Raw genomic sequence first — 21335 nt, forward strand, 5'->3', positions numbered from 1 at the left:
ATTTGAGTATGCTGCAGTTGCATCCGTCACGAAACAGCCACATCGGCGGATCAGGTTCGGCACTGGACGCGCGCAGGGGAAACCACCATCTTGGCGCCTAAAGGTCGACCACCCGTCGGCATGATCCCGATCTGTGCAAGGCGCTTTCGATGATTTCCGGCGATCCAGGCCACCCGGCCCTGAGTTTCGTGAACACCGTCATCGACGACGGAAAGACCCGCTTGCACAACAGCTTTGCAGGCGGTGCGGATCTGGTCGAGGGGCTGGGCGCGGCCGGCTTGGTGCCGCGCGGTTCGGCCCTGCCGGGCACTGCCCAGATGACGGCACTGATCGGACTGCGCGAAGCGGCCTATGCCGTCCTGTCGGCGATGGCGGCGGGGCGCAGACCGGGGCGCGAAGAGGCGCTGACGCTGGAAACGGCGATCAAGTCGACGCTGCAGGATTGCGGCTTCACCTTTCGCGCAGGCGCGCTGGACCTGATGCCGGGGCCGCTGGGTGGGGTGCATGATCATGTGGCGTTGGGGCTGTTCGACCTCTTGCGGCGCGACGATCTGCAGCGTCTCCGGGAATGCAAGCGCTGCACGCATCTGTTCCTCGACCACGGGCGTGGGCAAGGGCGGCGCTGGTGTTCCATGGCGCGCTGCGGCAACAAGGTCAAGGCCGCGACCTTTCGCGCCCGCCAGCGCACCAGTCTCTGACGCCGCGCTTGCGGGATTGCTCAGCCTTGATACTCTCGGGTGCAATATCGCACCAACAGGGTTTTTAACATGATGCGTTTTCTCACCGCCGGGGCCCTCGCCCTCGGCCTTTCCACGACGGCCGCCAGCGCCCAGCAATGCGGCGGCGATTTCGGCCAGTTCGTGCAGGGCCTTCGGTCCGAGGCCGTGTCGCGCGGCTTTGATCAGGGCACGGTCGATGCCTTCTTTCGCAGCGCGCGGTTTGACCAGCGCACTCTGGATGCCGACCGAAGGCAGGGGTTCTTCCAGCAACCGTTCATCGAATTCGCCCGCCGCCTGATTTCGCAAAACCGGATGGACGCGGGCCGTCGTAATGCCGAGCGTTTCAATGCCGTCTTTTCCGAGGCCGAGCGCCGTTTCGGCGTGAGCCGGGGCATCTTGCTCGCCTTCTGGGCCTTTGAAACTGACTACGGTGCCTTTCAGGGCGATTACAACACGCTCAACAGCCTTGTGACGCTGGCCCATGACTGCCGCCGCCCGCAACTGTTCCGACCGCAGATCTTTGCCGCGCTGGAACTGTACCGGAACGGCGATTTCGACCCGGTGAACACCCAAGGCGCATGGGCGGGCGAGATCGGGATGGTTCAGATGCTGCCCGAGGATATCGTGGAAAATGGCATCGACGGGGATGGCGACGGACGTGTGGACCTGCAGACCTCCGCCCCGGATGCGTTGATGTCGGGCGCGAATGTCCTGTCCTCGCTGGGCTGGCGACCCAACGAGCCATGGCTGGTGGAAATCACGGTGCCAAACGACCTCGACTGGTTCCAGACCGGCGTGCAAACCACGCGCCGCGTCAGCGACTGGGAGGCGGCGGGCGTGCGCGCCCGGGCGGGCGGGGCCTTGCCGATGCCGGGCTCGCAGGCCTCGGTCGTGCTGCCGCAGGGGCGCAACGGGCCGGCCTTCATGGCCTATCCGAACTTCAGCGTTTTGTTCGAATGGAACCAGAGCTTTACCTATGTCCTGACTGCCGCCTATTTCGCGACCCGCCTTGAAGGCGCGCCGGTCTTTGACGCCCGCAACCCCGATCCGGGCTTGTCGGGCGACCAGATGCGGGTGTTGCAGCAACGCCTGCAGGCGCGCGGCCATAACGTTGGGGCGATCGACGGCATCCTTGGCGCAGGCACCCGCGCCGCTGTGCGCGCGGAACAGCAGCGTCTGGGTCTGCCCGCCGATGCCTGGCCCACCACACAGCTGCTCAACGCGCTGTGAGGGAGCGAAGCTAAAGCAGGTCGCGGACCGCCCCTAGGTCGTCGATGACGGTTTCGACATGCAGCGACATGAGCAGGTCGCGGTGTTCATCTGTGCGTCCGCGCAGGTGGGCACCACCGACGAAGCCCAGCGCGCGCATTCCCGCCGCATGGGCGGCACTTGCGCCTGCGGGGGAATCCTCGATCACCAGACAGCGCTCGGGCGCGATCCCCATCTCTCGGGCCGCATGCAAAAAAATGTCGGGCGCGGGTTTTCCGCGCGCGACCATGTCTGCGCTGTAGACCCTGTCGCCAAAGCGCGGCGCCAGCCCCGTCACCGCCAGCGCGACGCCCAGCCGTTCCATCGACCCACCGGAGGCGATGCAATAGCCATGGCCCCGCGTATCGAGATGGTCGAGCAGCGCCAGAGCTCCGGACATCGGCCGCAACTCGGCCCGGAAGCGGGCGAAAAGATGCGCGTACCACCGCTGCTCGAAATGGTCGGGCGGATAAGCCGGGTTGGCGACGGTCTGCAAAAAGGCGTTGATCTGCCGGATCGAGCCGCCGAGGAATGTCTCGCGCACTTGCGCCTCTGTCATCGCGACGCCGAATTCTTGCAGGCTGTCGCGCAGCGTGCTGAGCGAGATCACCTCGCTGTCGACCAGAACGCCGTCGAAATCGAAGATCACGACCGTTGGCACCTCGGTCTCCTGTGCGGCCTTTTGCAGATGCTGTGTCACGCGCGGCCCCGTCAGGACAGGGCCCGGCCGTCGGCATCGAAGCGATGCAGCCGATGTGCGGGAATTTCCAGCCCGATCCGCGTTCCGGGCGCGGTGCTGTCATCGCCATCGGTCCGCACCACGAGGGTCAGGTCGTCGGAGACGCACGCGTAAAGCAGCGTCTCTCCACCCAATTGCTCGCGCACAAGGATCGTGCCGTCCAGATGCCCGGTCCCTTCGGGCTGGATCATGAAATGCTCCGGCCTGCATCCGATGTAGGCCGTCGCACCATCCAGCGTCAGGCCCCGCAGCCCCGGTACCCGGGCCTGCGCGAAGACGTTCATCGCGGGCGAGCCGATGAATTCCGCCACAAACTTGGTCGCGGGGCGATGATACAGGTCCATGGGCGCGCCCACCTGTTCGATGCGCCCGCCGTTCAGGACCACGATCTTGTCGGCCATGGTCATCGCTTCGACCTGATCATGGGTGACGTAGATCATCGTGGCGTTCAACTGCTTGTGCAGCGCCTCAAGCTCTACGCGCATCTGGACCCGCAGCTTGGCGTCGAGGTTCGAAAGCGGTTCGTCGAACAAGAAGACCTTGGGGCTTTTCACGATCGCGCGCCCGATGGCGACGCGCTGGCGCTGGCCGCCCGACAATTGCGAGGGTTTGCGGTCCAGGTAGTCGGTAAGTTGCAAGATGCGCGCGGCCTCGGCAATGCGGCGGGTACGTTCGGCGGGATCGACCTTGTTCACCTTCATCCCGAATTCCATGTTCTGGCGCACCGTCATGTGCGGGAAGAGCGCATAGGACTGGAACACCATCGCCACGCCGCGATCGGCGGGGTCGGTGTCGGTCACGTCAGCCTCGCCGATCCGCACCGCGCCTGAGTCGATCCCCTCCAGTCCGGCGATGGCACGCAGAAGCGTGGATTTCCCACAACCTGACGGCCCTACAAAGACGACGAACGCGCCATCCTCGATATCGAGCGATACGTCGAACAGGGCCTGGGTCGCGCCGTAGAACTTGTTGATCTGGCTCAGGTTGACAGTTGCCACGCTGATCTTCTCCCCTGTTCCGCGCCGCGCCGCAGGTCGCGGACATATGTATCGGCTGCGAGACTTGTGTTGACTTTACGTCCATTTCATACATTTGTATTTACGTCGAGACAAATGATTTCCACGCTGTCACGACTAGGGAGGATACCAATGAACCTGAAATCCATGCTCTGCACTACGGCGCTTGTGGCTGCGACCGCAACCGCCGCAAACGCCCAATCCAGCACCTGGAGTCTGGCCGAGGCCGCCGCGCCCTATGCCGGCACGACCGTCGATGTCGTGTTCCTGCTGCGCCCGGGCTATGACGCCATCCAGGAAATGCTGCCCGCCTTCACCGAGGAAACGGGCATCAACATCAACATCGTTACCCACCCCTACGAGAACGCGCTGGGCGAACAGGTCCGCGATTTCGTGGCGGGCGGCGATCTGGATATCGCGCTGATCGACCTCGTGTGGATCGGCAACTTCGCCGAGAACGAATGGATCGTTCCGGTCGAAGACATCATGGCGCGGTTCCCCGAACTGGTCGATCCGGCACTCGACATGGATGATTTCTTTCCGCTGGTGCTGAACGCATTTGGCGGCTGGGATGATACGATCTACGGCCTGCCCTTCGACAACTATTCCGGCCTGATGTTCTACAACCGCTGCATGCTGGAAGAAGCCGGGTTCGACCGTCCGCCCGAGACCTGGCAGGAGCTGATGGATGTCTATGGCCCCGCCCTGACCGGCGATGGCCAATACGCCTTTGCGCTACAGTCCAAGCGCAACGAAACGCAATCGGCCGATAGCTTTGCCCGGATGCTCTGGCCGTTTGGCGGGTCCTTCCTCGATGAAAACTTCCGCTCGAACCTGCTCAGCCCCGAAAGCCAGGCTGGTCTCAACTTCCGGCAGGACCTTATGCAGTTCATGCCCGATGGCATCGTGGCCTGGGACCATGCCGAAACCGTCAACGCTTTCGCTCAGGGCGAAGTGGCGATGATCACGGAATGGTCGGCCTTCTACTCCTCGATCGTCGATCCCGAAACCTCGCGCGTGGTCGATTGCGTGGGCGTAGCACCCGAGCCGACCGGCCCCGCAGGGCGCCGTCCGGCGCTGGGCGGCTTCTCGCTGGCCGTGGCCGCACAGGCCGATGAGGCCGAACAGGCCGCCGCATGGCTGTTCATCCAGTGGGCCACTTCGGCCGCCAATGCCGTGGAATACCTGCAGCGTGGCGGCGTGCCCGCGCGGGCATCGGCCTATGCCGACCCGGCGCTGGCCGAAACCTACACCTTCATCCCCGCGCTGGTCGAAAGCTGGGCAGAGGGCGTGCCGGAATTCCGCCCGCGCTTTGCCGAATGGCCGGAAATCTCGGAAGTGGTGCAGGAATGGGGCACAAGGATGATGCTGGGCGAGGTCAGCGTCGAGCAAGGCGCGACCGAGATCGGCACCCGGATGGAGGCGATCCTCGAGGCATCTGGCTACTACAGCGGCGACAAGCCCCTCGCGCAGTAAGCGCGCGGATGAAATGACGGATCGGGGCGGCCCATGCGCCGCCCCGTTTCACCTTGGGGAGGGGAACAGGACATGCGCGGCAGAACCTCGCGAAAGACGATCTTCGCCTTCATCGGGCCATCGGTGATCGCGCTTGCGCTGATCGGCATCGCGCCGCTGATATACGCGGCCTGGACCTCGCTGCATTTCTTCAATCTCACGCGGATGCGCCAGTTCCGCTTTGTCGGGTTGGACAATTACCAGACCGTCCTGACCGATGGGGCCTTCTGGCAGGCGATGGGGCGGACGTTCTTCCTGCTGGGCACCTCGTTGCCGCTGCAACTGGCGCTTGGCCTTGGGATCGCGCTGGTCCTGCACCAGCCGGGGCTGACGCTGGTGAAAACGCTCTGCCGCCTCAGCCTCGTGCTACCGATGGCGACCACCTATGCTGTCGTAGGGCTGCTGGGTCAGGTGATGTTCAACCAGCGTTTCGGTGTGGTGAACCAACTGATGGGCGGGGCCAACATCAACTGGATCGGTGACCCGACCAATGCCTTTGTCATGATCATCTTCTGGGATGTCTGGCAGTGGACGCCCTTTGTCGCGCTGGTGCTTTTGGCGGGGCTGACCATGGTGCCCGGAGAGGTGGAGGAGGCCGCGCGGCTGGAAACCAAGAACTGGTGGACCATCCTGCGCTACGTGCAGTTGCCGTTTCTGGTGCCCGGCCTGGTCGCGGTTCTGATCTTGCGCACCGCCGATACGCTGAAACTTTTCGACATGGTCTTTACCCTGACGCGGGGCGGACCCGGCGCCTCGACCGAGTTCATCTCGCTGATGATCCAGCGCGTGGGGTTCCGTGCCTTCGACCAAGGGCTGGCATCCGCTCAGGCGATCATCTTGCTGGCGATCACCATCGTTCTGGCGCGCATCTACATCCGCGTCTTCTACAAGGAGGTCTGAGGCGATGACCCGCACCCAACGGTCCTACGCCATCCAGCTTCTGCTGCTGGCGGCCATCATCGTGATCTGTGTCTTTCCCTTCTACTGGATGGTCACGACATCGCTGAAAACGCAGGTCGTGGCGCTGCAGGCCCCGCCCGCGTGGATTTTCGAGCCCACGCTGCAAAACTACCGCGAGGCCCTGTTCGAAGACGGGGTCGGCCGGTCGCTGATCAATTCGCTGATCATCGCCGTCTCGACCACGGCGCTGGCGCTGGTGTTGGGGGTGCCTGCCGCCTTCGCGTTGGCGCGGTTCGAGTTTCGCGGCAAAAGGGATCTGTGGTTCTGGTTCATCACCAACCGCATGGTGTCACCCATCGTGCTGGCGCTGCCCTTCTTCCTGATTGCGCGGAATCTCGATCTGCTCGACCGGCATATCACGCTGGTGCTGATCTACCTGACCTTCAACCTGCCCATCGTGATCTGGATCGTGACCGACCAGATCCGCGGCATCCCCTATGAGCTGGACGAGGCCGCCCGGATGGAGGGCGCGTCGCAATTCACCATCATGACGCGCATCTGTCTGCCGCTGGCGATGCCGGGCGTCGCGGTCTCGGCGATCTTTTCCTTCATCTTTTCGTGGAACGAATTGATGTTCGGCCTGATCCTGACGCGCAGCGAGGCCCGAACGGCGCCCGCGATGGCCGTATCCTTCATGGAAGGCTATAACCTGCCCTACGGCAAGATCATGGCCACCTCGACGCTGATCGTCATTCCGGTGCTGATCTTCGCGCTGCTTGCCTCCAAGCAACTGGTGCGTGGCTTGACCATGGGGGCGGTGAAATAACCTGCCGGGCCTTGACGGTTGCCATGTCGCGCGGCGTTCTACATCACGGCCTGAGCCAGTAGCGGGAGCCGCATGTCGCGCAGCATCAAGACCGAACAGATCGACGTCGAGGAACAGCTTCTGGTCCGGCTGGCCTATGCCTGCGAGATCGAGGGGCTGACGCAGGCCGAGGCCGCCGAGCGGTTCGGCCTGACCCGTCTGCGGGTGAACAAGGGCCTGAGCGACTTGCGCCAACGCGGCATCTTGCGGGTATCGATCGACAGCATCTATGCGGCCAGCGCCGAACTGGAATGGCGACTGGCCGACCGTTTCGGCCTGACGCGCGCGGTGGTGGTGCCAAGCCCGGAAAAACCGTCCGCGGTCACGCCGCTGGTCAGTGCCGGGCTGGGGGGGCATCTGGGCGGGTTGTTGCAGGACCCCGCGATGCGCCGCTTCGGCATGTCCTGGGGCAATACACTCAACCTTGCGACGCGGCACATGCAGCCGATCAACCGGCCCGATCTGGAGATCGTGTCGGTGATGGGCGGCATCTTGCGCGGGTCTGATGTGAACGGCTACGAGATCACGACGCGGCTGGCCGATCTGTGCAACGCCCAGCACAGTTTCTTTGTCGCACCTGTCTACGCGGGCAGTGCTGCCAGCCGACGGATGTTCATGGAACAGGATGTGATCGTTGAAGGGCTTGAGAAACTGCGCGGCTGCGATGCGGTGGCGCTGGCGGCGGGCGACCTGAGCAGTTCGCTGCTGGTCCGCGATGCGCTGCCGCGCGATGTCGACCTTGCCGAACTGGTGGCGCTGGGGGGCGTGGGCGACATCATCGGCCATATCCTCGATGCCGAAGGGCGGCTCGTCGATCACGACATCAACCGTCGGCTCGTGGGCCTGACGCTGGATGATCTGCGCGCCATTCCCAACGTGATCCTTGCCGCGGGCGGGGCGCACAAGGTGCCGGTGATTTGCGCCGCGCTGCGGGCAGGGTTCGTCGATACGCTTGTCACGGACGAAGCGACAGCCGAGGCTGTGCTGGCCTCCTGCGGTCAGGCGTCGGCGTAAAGCCTACGCCATTGGCGGTGCGCCTCGGCATAGGCCGCGCTGCGCCCTGCATCGGGCTGGATCACCTGCGCCACGGCAGGCTTGCCGAAAAGCGACGGATCATAGCCCCCCGCCACCGCCGCCTGCGCCAGCCGCGCCGCGCCAAAGGCCGCACCATATTCGCCGCGTTCAGGGATCAAAAGCGTCACGTCGCAGATATCGGCGATGATCTGCAGCCAAATGCGCGCGCGTGATCCGCCGCCCACCGCATAGGCCTGATCAATCGTCGTCCCCGCTGCCGCCAAGGCATCGACGCAATCCTTGAGCGCGAAACCCACGCCCTCAAGCACCGCCTGAACCAGATCGGCGCCATCCGTCTGCGCTGTCATGCCATGGAACGATGCCTGCGCCATCGGGTCGTTGTGCGGTGTGCGCACGCCCGTCAGGTAAGGCAGAAATCGTACCGGCGACGGGCCGTCGATCCGCTCGGGCAGCAGGGTCAGCATCGCGGCCACATCGCGCCCCATGATCCGCGCCAGCCAGTCCAGACAACTTGCTGCCGCCAGGATCACCCCCATCTGGTGCCATGTGCCGGGCACTGCGTGGCAAAAGGAATGGACGCCCTGTTTCGTATTGGGCCGGAATGTCTTGGTCGGCGCAAAGACCACGCCTGACGTGCCGAGCGAAACAAAGGCCCCATCCTCGACGATGCCCATGCCGCAGGCCGCAGCCGCATTGTCGCCCGCGCCGCCCGCGACGATGGTGTCGGGCGCAAAGCCCCATGACCGGCACAGCTCAGCACGAAGCCGGCTGCTGGCCTCGGTGCCTTCGACCAATCGGGGCATCTGCGCCTCGGTCAGGCCCGTTGCCTCCAGCAAGGCCGGTGACCATGCGCGGCCCCCAACATCCAGCCAGAGCGTCCCGGCCGCATCCGACATCTCGGCCACGTGGTCGCCCGTCAACCAGAGGCGGACGTAATCCTTGGGCAGCAGAACGCAGGAAATCTTGCGAAACATCTCCGGCTCATGGCGCTGCACCCACAGCAGTTTCGGCGCCGTGAAGCCTGCCATGACAAGGTTGCCGCCAACCCCCTCGAAATCAGCCCTCGCGGTCAGGTCGGCGCATTCCTGCGCCGCGCGCCCGTCGTTCCACATGATGCAGGGGCGCAAGACATTGTCGGCGGCATCGAGCAGCACCGCGCCATGCATGTGCCCCGACAACCCGATGCCCCTGACCTGTCCCAGAAGCCCCGGATGCGCGCCCACGATCTGCGACAACGCCTGTTCGATGGCGGCGATCCAGTCCTGCGGGTCTTGTTCCGACCACGGCGCGGGCAGCTTTCGGCTGGCGACCGGGGCATGCGCCTCGGCCACGACGGATTGCCGGTCGTCGGTCACCAGAAGCTTGGCCCCCGAGGTGCCCAGATCGATTCCGAGGAACATTGCCGTCTCTCCCTGCCGCCGCCGCGCTTGACCTAGAGGATTACATTTGTAATCTTGCCGATACTTATGGATCAATCCAGCGGCGGGCTCAACCGCGACTCTACCGTCGCAAGCCGCGCAGCGGGATACAACAGGCAAGGCACAGCGCAACATGGCACGCGCCCTCGTATTGGAAGAGACCCGCCGGCTTTCGCTGCGCGACATCGACCTGCCCCAGACACCGGGTGAAGGCGCGGTGCGCATCGCCATCGACACGGTCGGAATCTGCGGCAGCGACGTGCATTACTACACCCACGGACGCATCGGCCCCTTCGTGGTCGAAGCGCCAATGGTGCTGGGCCATGAGGCCGCGGGGGTGGTGGTGGAATGCGGACCGGGCGTCCACGACCTGTCGGTCGGCGACCGCGTCTGCATGGAGCCGGGCATTCCTGACACGACCTCGCGCGCCTCCAAGCTGGGGGTCTACAACGTCGACCCTTCGGTGCGGTTCTGGGCCACGCCGCCGATCCACGGCTGCTTGACGCCGCATGTTGTGCATCCGGCGGCCTTTACTTACCGCTTGCCCGACAGCGTCAGCTTTGCCGAGGGCGCGATGGTCGAACCCTTGGCCATCGGGCTGCAGGCGGCGACGCGCGCGCGGATCAAGCCGGGCGATGTGGCGCTGGTGACGGGCGCGGGCCCCATCGGCATCCTGACCGCGCTGGCCGCCTTGGCGGGGGGCTGCGCGCGGGTCTACATCAGCGATCTGGTCGATGCGAAGCTGGGTGTGGCCGCACAATATGGCAACATCATCCCCGTCAACGTGACGCGCGAGGATGCGGCAACGCGCATCCGGGCCGACACCGGAGGCTGGGGCGCCGATGTGGTGTTTGAATGCGCGGGCGCTGCGGCCTCGGTCAACACAGCGCTGCAGGCCGTGGCACCCGCGGGCTGCGTGGTCTGGGTCGGCATGCCGGTCGACCCGGTGCCGGTCGATCTGGTGCTGGCGCAGTCCAAGGAAATCCGGATGGAAACCGTGTTCCGCTACGCCAATATGTATGATCGCGCCATCGCGCTGGTGGGATCGGGCAAGATCGACCTCAAGCCGCTGATTTCAGAGACATTCACCTTCGAGGACAGCATCAAGGCCTTCGACCGCGCGGTCGAGGCGCGGCCGACGGATGTGAAAATCCAGATCACCATGGGGCGCGCGTGATCATGGACCTCGCCGACCGCCTGCTGAGCGAACTGCGCCCCGGCCTTGCGCCTGACGTACTGGCGCAGCTTGGCCCGGTGGCCGAGGCATTGGCGCAGGCTGGCCGCATCGCCTGCTACGGTGTCGGGCGCGAAGGGCTGATGATGAAGGCGCTGGCGATGCGCCTCTATCATCTTGGCTGTGACGCGCATGTGGTGGGGGACATGACCACACCGCCCTTGGCTGCGGGCGATATCCTGATGGTCAGCGCGGGGCCGGGCGAGTTTTCGACAGTCGCGGCGCTGGTCGGCGTGGCACAAGGCGCGGGCGCACGGGTGATCTGCGTAACGGCCGAACCGGGCGGGACGGTGCCGCAAGCCGCCGATCTGGTCTTGCACATCCCGGCGCAGACCATGGCCGCCGATCAGGGCACAGCCACCACCTCGATCCTGCCGATGGGCTCGCTCTATGAGGCGCTGATGTTTCTGGTCTTCGAACTGCTTGTGCTCGACCTGCGGGACCGTCTGGGCATCACGCCCGAGGCGATGCGCGCCAATCACACGAACCTTGAATGACCCTGCCCGACTGGACCCGGCGTTTCAGCCTGACGGGGCGCACCGCGCTGATCACCGGCGCGTCGTCAGGCATCGGGCAGGCCATCGCGGCGGTCTTTGCCGATGCGGGCGCCGATATCGTCGGACAGGGGCGCGATGCGGTGCGATTGGCCGAAACCGGCGCACGGGTGACGGCCAAAGGGCGCAGCTTCACGCCCATCACTGGCGATCTTGCCGATACGGGTGAGACCCAAGCCATCGCCACCCACGCGCTGGAGGCAGCGCCCCGGATCGACATTCTGGTCAATTCCGCAGGCATCGCGCTGACCGGCCCGGTGGTGGGCTACAGCCTTGACGATTGGACCCGCACGCTCGCCGTGAACCTGACGGCACCCTTCGTGCTGGCGCAGGCCCTGTTGCCCGGCATGATGGCGCGGCGCATGGGCAAGATCATCAACATCTCGTCGCAGACCGGGGTAATCGCGCTGCAAGATCACGCGGCCTACGCCACCTCCAAGGGCGGGCTGAACGCGCTGACCAAATCCCTGATGGTCGAGGCCGCGCCGCATAATGTGCAGGTCAACGCCATCTGTCCCACGGTCGTCCTGACCGAGATGGGGCAAAAGCTCTGGTCCGCGCCCGACCGCCGCGATCCGTTCATCGCCCGCACGCCGCTGGGCCGTTTCGGAGACCCGGTCGAGATTGCGGATCTGGCGCTCTACCTCGCCTCGCCCGCTTCGGATCTGATGAACGGCGAGATCGTGATGATCGAAGGGGGGTATTCCAGCATATGAAGGGCTTTGGCGTTCACACCAGCATGTGGACCATGCGCTGGGATGCGGAAGGGGCCGCGCGCGCGATTGCGGCGGCCAAGGCATCGGGCATGGATTTTCTGGAAATCGCGCTGCTTGACCCAAGCTCCACCGATGCCGCGCTGGGCCGTCGTCTGCTGGAACAGGCGGGCCTGCCTGCCGTCTGTTCGCTGGGCCTGCCGCAAGCCGTCTGGGCGTCGCACAACCCTGACGGCGCGATCGCGTTCCTGACGCTGGCGTTGGATCGCTGCGCGGGTCTTGGCGCGCTGGCGCTGACCGGCGTGACCTATGGCGGCATCGGAGAGCGGTCTGGCCTGCCGCCGACGACGGCGGAGTTGGACAACGTCGCCCGCGTGATCGACGCCGCGGCGCGCATCGCGCGGGGGCATGGTCTGGCCTTCGGGATAGAGCCGGTGAACCGCTACGAGACGCACCTGATCAACACCGCCGCCCAAGGGGTCGCGATGATCGAAAGGGTGGGGGCCGACAACCTGTTCCTGCACCTTGATACCTACCACATGAACATCGAGGAAAAGGGTGCCGCCAACGGCATCATCGCGGGGCGCGACCACCTGCGCTACATCCACCTGTCGGAATCGGACCGGGGCACGCCGGGCGAGGGGACCTGCGACTGGGACGAGATTTTCGGCGCGCTGGCCGCCATCGGGTTCGAGGGCGGGCTGGCGATGGAAAGCTTCGTCAACATGCCGCCGGAGATCGCCCATGGCCTGTCGGTCTGGCGGCCCGTGGCCGACAGCGCCGAGGAGGTGATCGGGCGCGGCCTGCCCTTTTTGCGCAACAAGGCGCGGCAATACGGGCTGATCGAACGGGAAAGAGGCGCGGCATGACGGAGCGGTTGCAAGGCAAGACGGCGGCGATCACGGGCGCGGCGTCTGGCATCGGCCTTGCCTGCGCGCGGGCGATGCTGACTGAGGGGGCCGAGGTCATCTTGATCGACCGCAATGCCGGGGCGCTTGCAGCTCTGACCGCCGAAATGGGTCCGGGCGCGCATGCCGTGACGCTCGACCTGCTGGACGGGGCGGCCGTATCGGCGATGCTGCCGCGCCTGCTGGCCTGCACCGGGCGGCTCGACATCTTCCACGCCAATGCAGGCGCCTATGTCGGCGGCCCGGTGACCGACGGTGACCCCGACCAATGGGACAGGGTACTGACCCTCAACGTCAACGCCGCCTTCCGGTCTGTCCACGCCGTGCTGCCGCATCTGGTGGCGCAGAAATCCGGCGACGTGATCTTCACCTCCTCCATCGCGGGTGTCGTGCCGGTGGTGTGGGAACCGATCTACACCGCCTCGAAATTCGCCGTGCAGGCCTTCGTCCATTCCACGCGGCGTCAACTGATCCCGCACAATGTGCGCATGGGCGCGGTGCTGCCTGGTCCGGTCATCACGGCCCTTCTGGATGACTGGCCAAAGGCCAAGATGGACGAGGCGCTGGCCAGCCGCAGCTTGATGGAGGCGCGCGAGGTGGCGGACGCCGTGCTCTTCATGCTGACCCGACCCGAAGGCGTGGTGATCCGCGATCTCACGATCCTGCCGCACGGGTGCGACCTGTGAGCGGTGCCCATGTCATCGGCGTCGATGTCGGAACCGGCAGCGCGCGGGCCGGTGTATTCGACCTTGAGGGGCAGCTTCTGGGCACCGCCAAACAGGACATCACCGTGTTCCATGGCGACGGACACCGGGTCGAACAATGCTCGACCGAGATCTGGGCAGCGGTCTGCACGGCCACGCGCGGCGCCGTGGCGGCGGCGGGCATCGACCCTGCGACCGTGGCGGGCATCGGGTTCGACGCGACCTGTTCGCTCGTGGTGCTGGGTCCGGGCGGCGCGCCCCTGCCGGTCAGCCCCGGTGGCGCCCCCGCGCGCGACATCATCGTCTGGATGGATCACCGCGCATTGGATCAGGCCGCGCGGATCAACGCGGGCGGGCACGGCGTGCTGCGCTATGTCGGCGGCGTCATCTCGCCCGAGATGCAGACGCCCAAGCTCTTGTGGCTCAAGGAACAGAACCCCGACAGCTACGGCCGCGCTTGGCAGTTCCTTGATCTGACCGATTTCCTGACCTGGCGTGCGACCGGCTCGCTGGCGCGGTCGATCTGCACCGTGACCTGCAAATGGACCTATGTGCTAAAGGATGGCGGCTGGAGCGCGGGGTTCTTTCGCGATGTTGGTCTGGGCGATCTGGCCGAGGACGGTTTTGCCCGGATCGGGACCGAGATCGTCGATGCCGGAACAGCCTTGGGCGCAGGGCTGACGCCCGAGGCGGCGGCCGACATGGGCTTGCCTGTGGGAACCTGCGTGGCAGCGGGCCTGATCGACGCGCATGCGGGGGGCCTTGGCACCGTGGGCGCGCCGGGCGCGACATCCGAGAAGCGGATGGCCTATGTCTTCGGCACATCGTCTTGCACCATGACCACCACCCGCGATCCGGTCTTTGTGCCCGGCGTCTGGGGTCCATATTTTTCGGCGATGGTGCCGGGCATGTGGCTTAACGAGGGCGGCCAATCGGCGGCGGGGGCAGCCATCGCGCATCTCTTGCGCCACCATCCCGCCAGCCTTGAGGCCACCGCCGCCGCAAAGGCCAATGGCCTGTCCCTGCCCGACTGGCTGGCGCGTCGGGCGATGGCCGGGGGCGACACGCCCGAGGTGATCTTGCGCCGCGCCGCCCGCTTGCATGTTGTGCCCGAATTCCTTGGAAATCGCGCCCCCTTTGCCGATCCCATGACGCGCGCCGTCGTCGCCGGGCTGGGGATGGAGGACAGCATCGACAGCCTTGTCGATCTCTATCTTGCTGGCCTTCTGGGGTTGGCTTACGGGCTGCGCCAGATCATCGAAACACAGGCCCGCGCGGGCGCCATGATCGAGTCCATCGTCATCAGCGGCGGTGCGGGCCGCAGCGATCTGGTGCGCCAGATTCTTGCCGACGCGACCGGCATTCCGGTCGAAGCACCCCAGACCGAAGAACCCGTGTTGCTCGGCTCCGCCATTCTGGGCGCGATGGCGGCAGGGCTCTTTCCCGATGGCGGATCCGCGATGGCGACGATGTCGAGTTGCGCGCGACGCCATGACCCCGCGCCAGACACCGCACAATGGCATGCCCGCCGGTTCGACCTGTTCGAACGGTTTCAGGCGCTCGCCCGTGAGGCCGCCCGGGACGCCTAGACCTCCGGCGTCCCGATGGCCTCGGCCCCGGCATCGGTCACCAGAACCGTGCGCAGGCTGTCCAGCGTGACCGCGTAATGGTCCGCCAGCAACGCGCAGGCCCGCGCCGTGTCATGGTCGAGCACGGCATCAAGGATCGCGCTGTGTTCGGCCGCAGCCCCTTCGCGCCGTGCCTTGTTGGGGTTGGTGTTCATCGACAGGTTGCGGTAGCGCACCGCCTGATCCATCAGCGTGGAACAGAAATCCAAGAGCCACGAAGACCCGCAACGCGCCAGAAGCAGCATGTGGAAATCCTTGTGCCGGGCTTCCCACTCCTCGCTGGTCTCGCGGCTGCTGTCGTCGGGCAACAGGCGCTGGGTGCGGGCCAGCCGGTGGAAACTGACCACCAGCTGTTCCTCCCATGCCTCGTCATGGTTCTTCATCGACTCGGTCAGGGCCAGCGTTTCCAGCCAGATCCGCGTTTTCACCAGCTCTTCCAGCTCAGCCATGGAAATCGGCATCACGTTGAAGCCACGATGGCTGCGCCGTTCCACCAGCCCCTCGGACGACAGACGGTTCAGCGCCTCGCGCACGGGGACCGCGCCGATCCCGTAGCGCTCCGACATCCCCTCGATCGTCAGCTTGTCACCGGGAAAGAGATCGCCTTGCAAGATGTCGCGCCGGATCTGGTCATAGGCCTGTTCCGACAGGTTACGCACACCGGAAACGGAGACAGAGGCACCGCCCATGTCAGCCGATCCCGCCGGGGGTTTGGGACTTGTTCCAGAAGACAAGACGTCGCTGCAAGAAGACCACCATGAAATAGAGCGCGAGCCCCAGAAGGCTGAGATAGAGGATCAGCGAGAAAACGCGCGGCGTGTCAAGCTGGCTGGCCGATTGCCGGATCAGCGCGCCGAACCCGCTGCCGCCACCAAGGAATTCCCCGGTGATCGCCCCTGCCATGACGCCGACGGCGGCAATCTTGAGGCCGGTGAAGATGTAGGGCAGCCCGTTGGGAAGCTTGAGCCGCACCAGCGTCTGCATCCGGGTGGCACCGATGGATTTGAAAAGCATGCGTTCATTCTCGGACGCGGCATAAAGGCCCGCAGCCGTCGCGACCACGATGGGAAAGGTCGCGATGAAGGCCGCCAGCGCCACCTTGGAGGCGATGTCGAACCCGAGCCATGCGATGAACAACGGGGCAAAAGCCACCTTGGGCATGGTGTCGATGGCGACCAGATAAGGCATCACAGCACGCTCGCCGAATTTCGTCTCTCCGACCAGAACGCCCAGTGAAAAGCCGATGCCGATGGCGATGGCAAAGGCATAAAAGACCGTCCGCGTCGTGGTCCAGAGCGCCTCTAGCATATAGCCGCCGGATGCCAGATTCCGACCCACGAAGATCAGGTCATCGAGCGTTTCGCCCGGCGTGGGCAGGATGATCCGCGACACCCATTCCAGACGTGTCGCCAGATCCCAGATACCCACGACCACGATGAACAGCAGCGTCATCGCCACCCAACGCGGGATACGGTCGATCAGTGCCTCGTGTTCGACCCAGATCGTGTCGGCGTCGGTGTCGGTGTCCTGTTGTGTCGCGTCGGTCATGAATAGGCCTCCCGTCCAAGCAGGTCGCGGATATGGGCGACGATTTCGCCGAACTCGGGCGTGTTGATCATCTCGAGCGTCCGGGGACGCGGCAGGTCGATGCGGATATCCTCGACAATGCGGCCGGGGCGGGCCTTCATCACAAGAATGCGGTCTGACAAGAATACCGCCTCGGCCAGCGAATGGGTCACAAGGAACGCGGTGGCGTGGCGTTCCGAACAGATCCGCTGCAACTCCATGTTCATGAAATCGCGGGTCAATTCGTCGAGCGCCGAAAACGGCTCATCCAGCAGCAGCATCGCCGGATCGCTGACCAGCATCCGGCAGATCGAGGCGCGTTGCGCCATGCCGCCCGACAATTCGCCGGGATAGACATTGGCGAAATCGCCCAAGCCCACCAGCGTCAGCAGGTCCATGGCACGGTCGCGCGCATCGCGGGCGGCGGCGCGGCCGTCGCGCATCTCGATGGGCAGCAAGATGTTCTCGATCGTGGTTTTCCACGGTAGGAGAGTCGCTTGCTGGAACATCATCCCGATGTCGCGCCTTGGCCCCACGACTGGCTCGCCTTCCAGCACGACGCGGCCCGTGGTCGGCGGCATAAGGCCGGCCATGATCTTGAGAAGCGTCGATTTTCCGCAACCCGAGGACCCCACGACCGAGACGAATTCGCCCTTGTTGATCGTCAGATGGACATCCGACAGCGCCACCAGCTGGTTGCGGGCATAGGTCTTGGACAGCCGCGCGATCTGGTAGACCGGCCGCGTCTGAGACGCGGCCGGGACGGATTTCAATTGGCGGGTTTCAACCGGCATCCTCAGGCGTTCCAACCGGCCACGAACTCGTTCGTGTAGGTGGCCGACAGATCGTCGAGCGGGGCAGACAGCGCGCCCGAGGCGACGGCGCTGTCGTGGATCGCCTGCCAATGCTCGGGCGGCTGGTAGCCAAAGCCCTGCGGCATGAAGGCGTCGGTCGGCGTCATCCGGTTCATCACACCGTCGAAGAGCGACGCGGCATAATCCTGTTCGCCTTCTTGCGGGTTGCCGGTGGCGCAATGCGCCAGACAGGTGTCCTTGTTCGCCGGGTCCATCGCGAACCGAGTGCCGCGCACCAGCGCCCGGCCGAATTTCGGCGCAAGGTCGGGCATGGCGGCAATCTGGCTTTCAAGCATGGCAATGCCGTTGCCGAAAAAGCCCAGATAGGCCTCGGGCGTGATTTCCCGCAGGTTCATGCCCCGCGACGCAAGGATCGCCGCATCCGACACGGCGCCGGCATAGGCGGCCACGTCATCGCGCAAGAAGGCCACCGCTGCCGTGCCGCCGTCGCCGATGGGCAGGTAGGTGAAATCGGTGCCCGGTGCCATGCCCAGATCGGCCATGATCGCACTGGTGAAAGACACCTCCGCGCCATCCGCCGTGCCCACGCCGATCACGCTGCCGGCAAGGTCGGAGGGCGTCTGGAACGTGCTCTCGTCCTTGACGAGGATGCCGAAGACCGACTTGGGATAAAGATTGTAGATGAATTTCACATCCACGCCACGGGCGCGTGCGCCCAGCGTCGGCCCCGGCCCCGGTGCGCCGATCTGCGCCTGCCCGGCCGTCATCGCCTGCAAGACCGCCGACGATCCGTCGATCGCCTCAAGCCGCAGATCGAGGCCTTCTTCCGCGAAATAGCCTTCGCCGACCGCAACCCAGTAGGGCAGCCAGGTCAGTGCCGAAGGGTTGGGTACGGCAAAAGTGATGGCAGTCTGCGCGCGCAGGATCGACGGTGCGCCCAGCGTCGCGGCTGCGAAACCGCCGACCGCAAGCTGGCCGAACGTCCGGCGGGACAGTGTCCGAGTGGTCATGTTGTCTCCTCCCATATGTCTTGGTTGACCCTGCGGCACGAGGCATCTGAGGGCCTTTTGTCACCCTATATGATTCTTACTGCATGGCAAAATAATATATGAAATGATCTTTAGGGTCGTTTCATATCTTGATCTGAGGGGCGAACCGCTAAATGCTGGGCTGTCCTGACTCGGCCCGGCGCACCGTCGCGCAGCCTGGTCGCCCCAATCTGAGGATTTTCAACATGGTCGCTTTTGCCGTCACCCCGCCGCCGCAGGCCCATCTCGATATCACCGGCTCCGACGAAAAGTTTCCGGTGCGCCGCATCTACTGCATCGGCAAGAACTACGTCGCCCACATCATCGAGATGAACGCCGACGAGCGTGACCCGCCGGTCATCTTCATGAAACCTGCCGACGCGCTGGTGAAAAACGGCGGCGAGATCCCCTATCCGGTCTTCACCAACAACTTTCATTACGAGTGCGAACTGGTCGTGGCGCTGAAGTCGGGCGGCTACAACATCCCCGAGGCCGAGGCGTCGGGCCATATCTTCGGTTACGCCGTGGGTCTCGACATGACGCGGCGCGACCATCAGGCCGCCGCGCTGGAAAAGGGCCTGCCGTGGGAGATCACGAAATCCTTCGATCAGTCCGCGCCGGTCGGTCCGGTCACGCGGGTCGAGGATACCGGCGTGATGACCACGGGCCATGTGCGCCTCAAGGTGAACGGGCAGACCAAACAGGATGCCGACATCTCGCTACTGATCTGGAAGATCGACGAGATCATCGCCAAACTGTCACAGCAGCATGAATTGAAGGCCGGCGACATCATCATGACCGGAACGCCCGCGGGTGTGGGTGCCGTGGTAACGGGCGATGTGCTGGATTGCTCGGTCGACGGGCTGGAGCCGATGCAGGTGCGGATCGGCGGGCCTGCGGCCTGAGCGGCGGAAAGGGGAACAAGATGACAGGGATCGCGATTGCAGGAACGGGGCGCATGGGCACGGCCTATGCGAAACGTCTTATCGAATGCGGCCATGCCGTGACCGTCTGGAACCGGACGGCCGACCGGACCAAGGCCGCGGCCGAGACGGGGGCGAGCGTCGCCGCCGATGTGGCGGCGTTGGCAGGCTGCGACGTGATCCTTGTCTCGCTGACCGATGCGGCGGCGGTGGGAGCGGTCGTCGATGCCCTGATCGCCGCAGGCATCGCGGGCAAGCTGGTCGTGGACCTGTCCACGCTTCTGCCCGAGGAAACCCGCGCTATGGCCGCCCGTGTCACGGCGGCTGGGGCCGATTTCGTCGATTGCCCGGTGGGCGGCACGGTCGCCCCGGCGCTCAAGGGGCAGCTTCTGGGCATGGCAGGCGGGTCGGATGCCGCATTTGCCCGCGCGAAACCGGTGCTCGACCAGCTGTGCAAGCGCGTCGAACACATGGGGCCCGCAGGCAACGGGGCGGCAATGAAGCTGGCCGTGAACCTGCCGCTTGCCGTCTACTGGTCCACATTGGCCGAGGCGTTGGCGATGGTCGCCGGGGCGGGCATTCCCGCAGACCTTGCCGTGTCGCTTTTGGCGGACAGTTCCGGCGGGCCGAATGTGCTCAAGAACCGCGCACAAGTTGTGATCGACACACTGAACGGGACAGACCAGCCCGGAACGTTTGACATCGCAGGATTGGCAAAGGACCTCGCCCTTGCTCTGAAACAGGCCGAAAGCATGGGGCAAACCCTGCCGCTGGCCCGAGGCGCGCTGGACAGCTACCGTACGGCACAGGACGCCGGGCTTGGCCGGTTCGATGGGTCCAGCCTGACCCGCCACCTTCTGGGCAAGCGCTGAGGTGGAGATCCTCAGCGATCCCGCAACACTTCTGACCCTGATCGGCGCGCTGGCCTTGGCTGGTGCGTCGATCGGCTTTCTGGCGGGCCTCTTCGGCGTCGGCGGCGGGGCAATATCTGTCCCGGTATTCTTCGAGATCTTCAGGGTTCTGGGCTACCCGGCCGAGATCGCGATGCCGTTGGCCGTCGGCACGTCGCTGGCGGTCATCATCCCGATCTCGGTCAATTCCGCACTGGGCCACCGCAAGCGCGGAACGCTCGACATGGACACGTTGCGCATCTGGGCCTTGCCGATCCTTGTGGGTGTCAGCCTTGGCGCGGTCATCGCGCGCTTTGCGCCGCCGGCGGTGTTCCAGATCGTGTTCGTGATCGTCGCCACGATCAACGCCACCAAACTATTGACCGGCGGCAAGGGCTGGCAGTTGGCCGAGACGCTGCCGGGTCGTTGGGCGATGCGCGCGGCGGGCGCGGTCATCGGGCTGGTCTCGGCGATCATGGGCATCGGCGGCGGGGCGGTGTCGAACCTTTACCTGACGCTGCATGGCGTACCGATCCACCGGGCGATTTCCACCTCGGCGGGTGTGGGCGTGCTGATCGCGATCCCGGGAACCATAGGCTACATTCTGGCCGGTCTGGGGCAGGACGGGTTGCCGCCGACATCGCTGGGCTTCGTGTCGGGGGCAGCATTCGCGCTGACCATCCCGACCTCGCTGCTTACAACGCGGCTGGGCGTGGCCTTGGCCCACAAGATGTCGCGCCGCAGCCTCGAGATCGCTTTCGGCAGTTTCCTTGCGCTCGTGGCGCTGCGCTTCGTCTACGCGTTGGTGTTCGGGGCGACCTAGACCGCCACCGGCACCCTCAGCCCAAGGATCTGGCGCGCCTCCGCCCAAGTGGCGACGGGGCGTTCGTGTTTCTCGCAGATCTCGACCGTGCGGC

The 21335-nt window shown here is 65.2% G+C and carries 22 protein-coding genes; 15 read left to right on the forward strand and 7 right to left on the reverse strand.

Features of this window, described 5'->3' with window-relative positions; translation table 11 throughout:
- Nucleotides 1–149: 149 nt before the first annotated feature.
- Nucleotides 150–698: a CGNR zinc finger domain-containing protein gene (locus tag C7455_RS20375; RefSeq protein WP_109669116.1), complete on the forward strand. Its 549-nt coding sequence runs from the start codon at nucleotides 150–152 to the stop codon at nucleotides 696–698.
- A 72-nt stretch (nucleotides 699–770) separates the two neighbouring features.
- On the forward strand, nucleotides 771–1949 hold the full coding sequence (locus tag C7455_RS13675) for a lytic murein transglycosylase (protein WP_109669194.1): 1179 nt from the start codon (nucleotides 771–773) through the stop codon (nucleotides 1947–1949).
- Nucleotides 1950–1959: 10 nt separating this feature from the next.
- On the opposite strand, the gene C7455_RS13680 is transcribed toward C7455_RS13675, so the two are convergent.
- Together C7455_RS13680 and C7455_RS13685 are read right to left on the reverse strand one after the other, a co-directional pair.
- Nucleotides 1960–2667: an HAD family hydrolase gene (locus C7455_RS13680; RefSeq protein ID WP_170119081.1), complete on the reverse strand. Its 708-nt coding sequence runs from the start codon at nucleotides 2665–2667 to the stop codon at nucleotides 1960–1962.
- An 11-nt stretch (nucleotides 2668–2678) separates the two neighbouring features.
- Entirely contained in the window at nucleotides 2679–3704 is a 1026-nt protein-coding gene (locus C7455_RS13685; protein ID WP_109669120.1) for an ABC transporter ATP-binding protein, read from the reverse strand.
- Nucleotides 3705–3854: 150 nt separating this feature from the next.
- Between C7455_RS13685 and C7455_RS13690 the strand changes: the two genes are divergently transcribed.
- The 4 genes from C7455_RS13690 (at nucleotide 3855) to C7455_RS13705 (ending at nucleotide 8016) form a co-directional block, all read left to right on the forward strand.
- Nucleotides 3855–5198 carry an ABC transporter substrate-binding protein gene (locus C7455_RS13690; RefSeq protein ID WP_109669122.1) on the forward strand — a complete coding sequence of 448 codons (1344 nt, stop codon included), beginning with the start codon at nucleotides 3855–3857 and terminating at the stop codon, nucleotides 5196–5198.
- A 72-nt stretch (nucleotides 5199–5270) separates the two neighbouring features.
- A complete protein-coding gene (locus C7455_RS13695; RefSeq protein ID WP_109669123.1) occupies nucleotides 5271–6137 on the forward strand; it encodes a carbohydrate ABC transporter permease in 867 nt (288 codons plus the stop codon).
- A 4-nt stretch (nucleotides 6138–6141) separates the two neighbouring features.
- Entirely contained in the window at nucleotides 6142–6963 is an 822-nt protein-coding gene (locus C7455_RS13700; protein ID WP_109669125.1) for a carbohydrate ABC transporter permease, read from the forward strand.
- Nucleotides 6964–7035: 72 nt separating this feature from the next.
- On the forward strand, nucleotides 7036–8016 hold the full coding sequence (locus C7455_RS13705; RefSeq protein ID WP_109669126.1) for a sugar-binding transcriptional regulator: 981 nt from the start codon (nucleotides 7036–7038) through the stop codon (nucleotides 8014–8016).
- On the opposite strand, the gene xylB is transcribed toward C7455_RS13705, so the two are convergent.
- On the reverse strand, nucleotides 8001–9437 hold the full coding sequence (gene xylB, locus C7455_RS13710; RefSeq protein ID WP_109669128.1) for a xylulokinase: 1437 nt from the start codon (nucleotides 9435–9437) through the stop codon (nucleotides 8001–8003). The two genes, C7455_RS13705 and xylB, sit on opposite strands and share 16 nt — an antisense overlap.
- Before the next feature lie 151 nt (nucleotides 9438–9588).
- Here xylB and C7455_RS13715 point away from each other — a divergent pair, with 151 nt between their 5' ends.
- From C7455_RS13715 to C7455_RS13740, 6 genes are read left to right on the forward strand one after another with little or no spacing between them, the layout of a single operon-like run.
- Complete coding sequence (locus tag C7455_RS13715; protein ID WP_109669129.1) at nucleotides 9589–10632, forward strand: NAD(P)-dependent alcohol dehydrogenase; 1044 nt, start codon at nucleotides 9589–9591, stop codon at nucleotides 10630–10632.
- A gap of 2 nt (nucleotides 10633–10634) precedes the next feature.
- Nucleotides 10635–11186 (forward strand): SIS domain-containing protein, encoded by a 552-nt coding sequence (locus C7455_RS13720; RefSeq protein ID WP_109669131.1) that lies wholly within the window; start codon nucleotides 10635–10637, stop codon nucleotides 11184–11186.
- Complete coding sequence (locus tag C7455_RS13725; RefSeq protein ID WP_109669132.1) at nucleotides 11183–11959, forward strand: SDR family NAD(P)-dependent oxidoreductase; 777 nt, start codon at nucleotides 11183–11185, stop codon at nucleotides 11957–11959. The genes C7455_RS13720 and C7455_RS13725 overlap by 4 nt, the downstream gene beginning before the upstream one ends.
- 32 nt (nucleotides 11960–11991) lie before the next feature.
- Nucleotides 11992–12825: a sugar phosphate isomerase/epimerase family protein gene (locus C7455_RS13730; protein WP_245904331.1), complete on the forward strand. Its 834-nt coding sequence runs from the start codon at nucleotides 11992–11994 to the stop codon at nucleotides 12823–12825.
- Nucleotides 12822–13550 (forward strand): SDR family oxidoreductase, encoded by a 729-nt coding sequence (locus C7455_RS13735; RefSeq protein ID WP_109669135.1) that lies wholly within the window; start codon nucleotides 12822–12824, stop codon nucleotides 13548–13550. The genes C7455_RS13730 and C7455_RS13735 overlap by 4 nt, the downstream gene beginning before the upstream one ends.
- Nucleotides 13538–15157: an FGGY-family carbohydrate kinase gene (locus C7455_RS13740; RefSeq protein WP_109669137.1), complete on the forward strand. Its 1620-nt coding sequence runs from the start codon at nucleotides 13538–13540 to the stop codon at nucleotides 15155–15157. Before C7455_RS13735 ends, C7455_RS13740 begins: the two co-directional genes overlap by 13 nt.
- Here the strand turns inward: C7455_RS13740 and C7455_RS13745 are convergent.
- Genes C7455_RS13745 through C7455_RS13760 form a run of 4 tightly spaced genes read right to left on the reverse strand, consistent with a single transcriptional unit; the run spans nucleotide 15154 to nucleotide 18587 of the window.
- On the reverse strand, nucleotides 15154–15885 hold the full coding sequence (locus tag C7455_RS13745; protein WP_109669139.1) for a GntR family transcriptional regulator: 732 nt from the start codon (nucleotides 15883–15885) through the stop codon (nucleotides 15154–15156). The two genes, C7455_RS13740 and C7455_RS13745, sit on opposite strands and share 4 nt — an antisense overlap.
- A 1-nt stretch (nucleotide 15886) precedes the next feature.
- Nucleotides 15887–16744 (reverse strand): ABC transporter permease, encoded by an 858-nt coding sequence (locus C7455_RS13750; protein ID WP_109669140.1) that lies wholly within the window; start codon nucleotides 16742–16744, stop codon nucleotides 15887–15889.
- Nucleotides 16741–17556 (reverse strand): ABC transporter ATP-binding protein, encoded by an 816-nt coding sequence (locus C7455_RS13755; protein ID WP_109669142.1) that lies wholly within the window; start codon nucleotides 17554–17556, stop codon nucleotides 16741–16743. Before C7455_RS13755 ends, C7455_RS13750 begins: the two co-directional genes overlap by 4 nt.
- Nucleotides 17557–17558: 2 nt before the next feature.
- Complete coding sequence (locus C7455_RS13760) at nucleotides 17559–18587, reverse strand: ABC transporter substrate-binding protein (protein ID WP_109669195.1); 1029 nt, start codon at nucleotides 18585–18587, stop codon at nucleotides 17559–17561.
- 224 nt (nucleotides 18588–18811) lie between these two features.
- Between C7455_RS13760 and C7455_RS13765 the strand changes: the two genes are divergently transcribed.
- The 3 genes from C7455_RS13765 to C7455_RS13775 are packed head-to-tail and all read left to right on the forward strand — an operon-like array spanning nucleotide 18812 to nucleotide 21241.
- Nucleotides 18812–19510, forward strand: a complete 699-nt coding sequence (locus C7455_RS13765; RefSeq protein ID WP_109669197.1) for a fumarylacetoacetate hydrolase family protein — start codon at nucleotides 18812–18814, stop codon at nucleotides 19508–19510.
- A gap of 20 nt (nucleotides 19511–19530) precedes the next feature.
- Nucleotides 19531–20400 (forward strand): NAD(P)-dependent oxidoreductase, encoded by an 870-nt coding sequence (locus C7455_RS13770; protein ID WP_109669144.1) that lies wholly within the window; start codon nucleotides 19531–19533, stop codon nucleotides 20398–20400.
- A gap of 1 nt (nucleotide 20401) precedes the next feature.
- Entirely contained in the window at nucleotides 20402–21241 is an 840-nt protein-coding gene (locus C7455_RS13775) for a sulfite exporter TauE/SafE family protein (RefSeq protein WP_109669146.1), read from the forward strand.
- Nucleotides 21242–21335: the final 94 nt, after the last annotated feature.

The organism is Roseicyclus mahoneyensis, assembly GCF_003148775.1.
In the GTDB taxonomy this organism is placed as follows: Bacteria; Pseudomonadota; Alphaproteobacteria; order Rhodobacterales; family Rhodobacteraceae; genus Roseicyclus; species Roseicyclus mahoneyensis.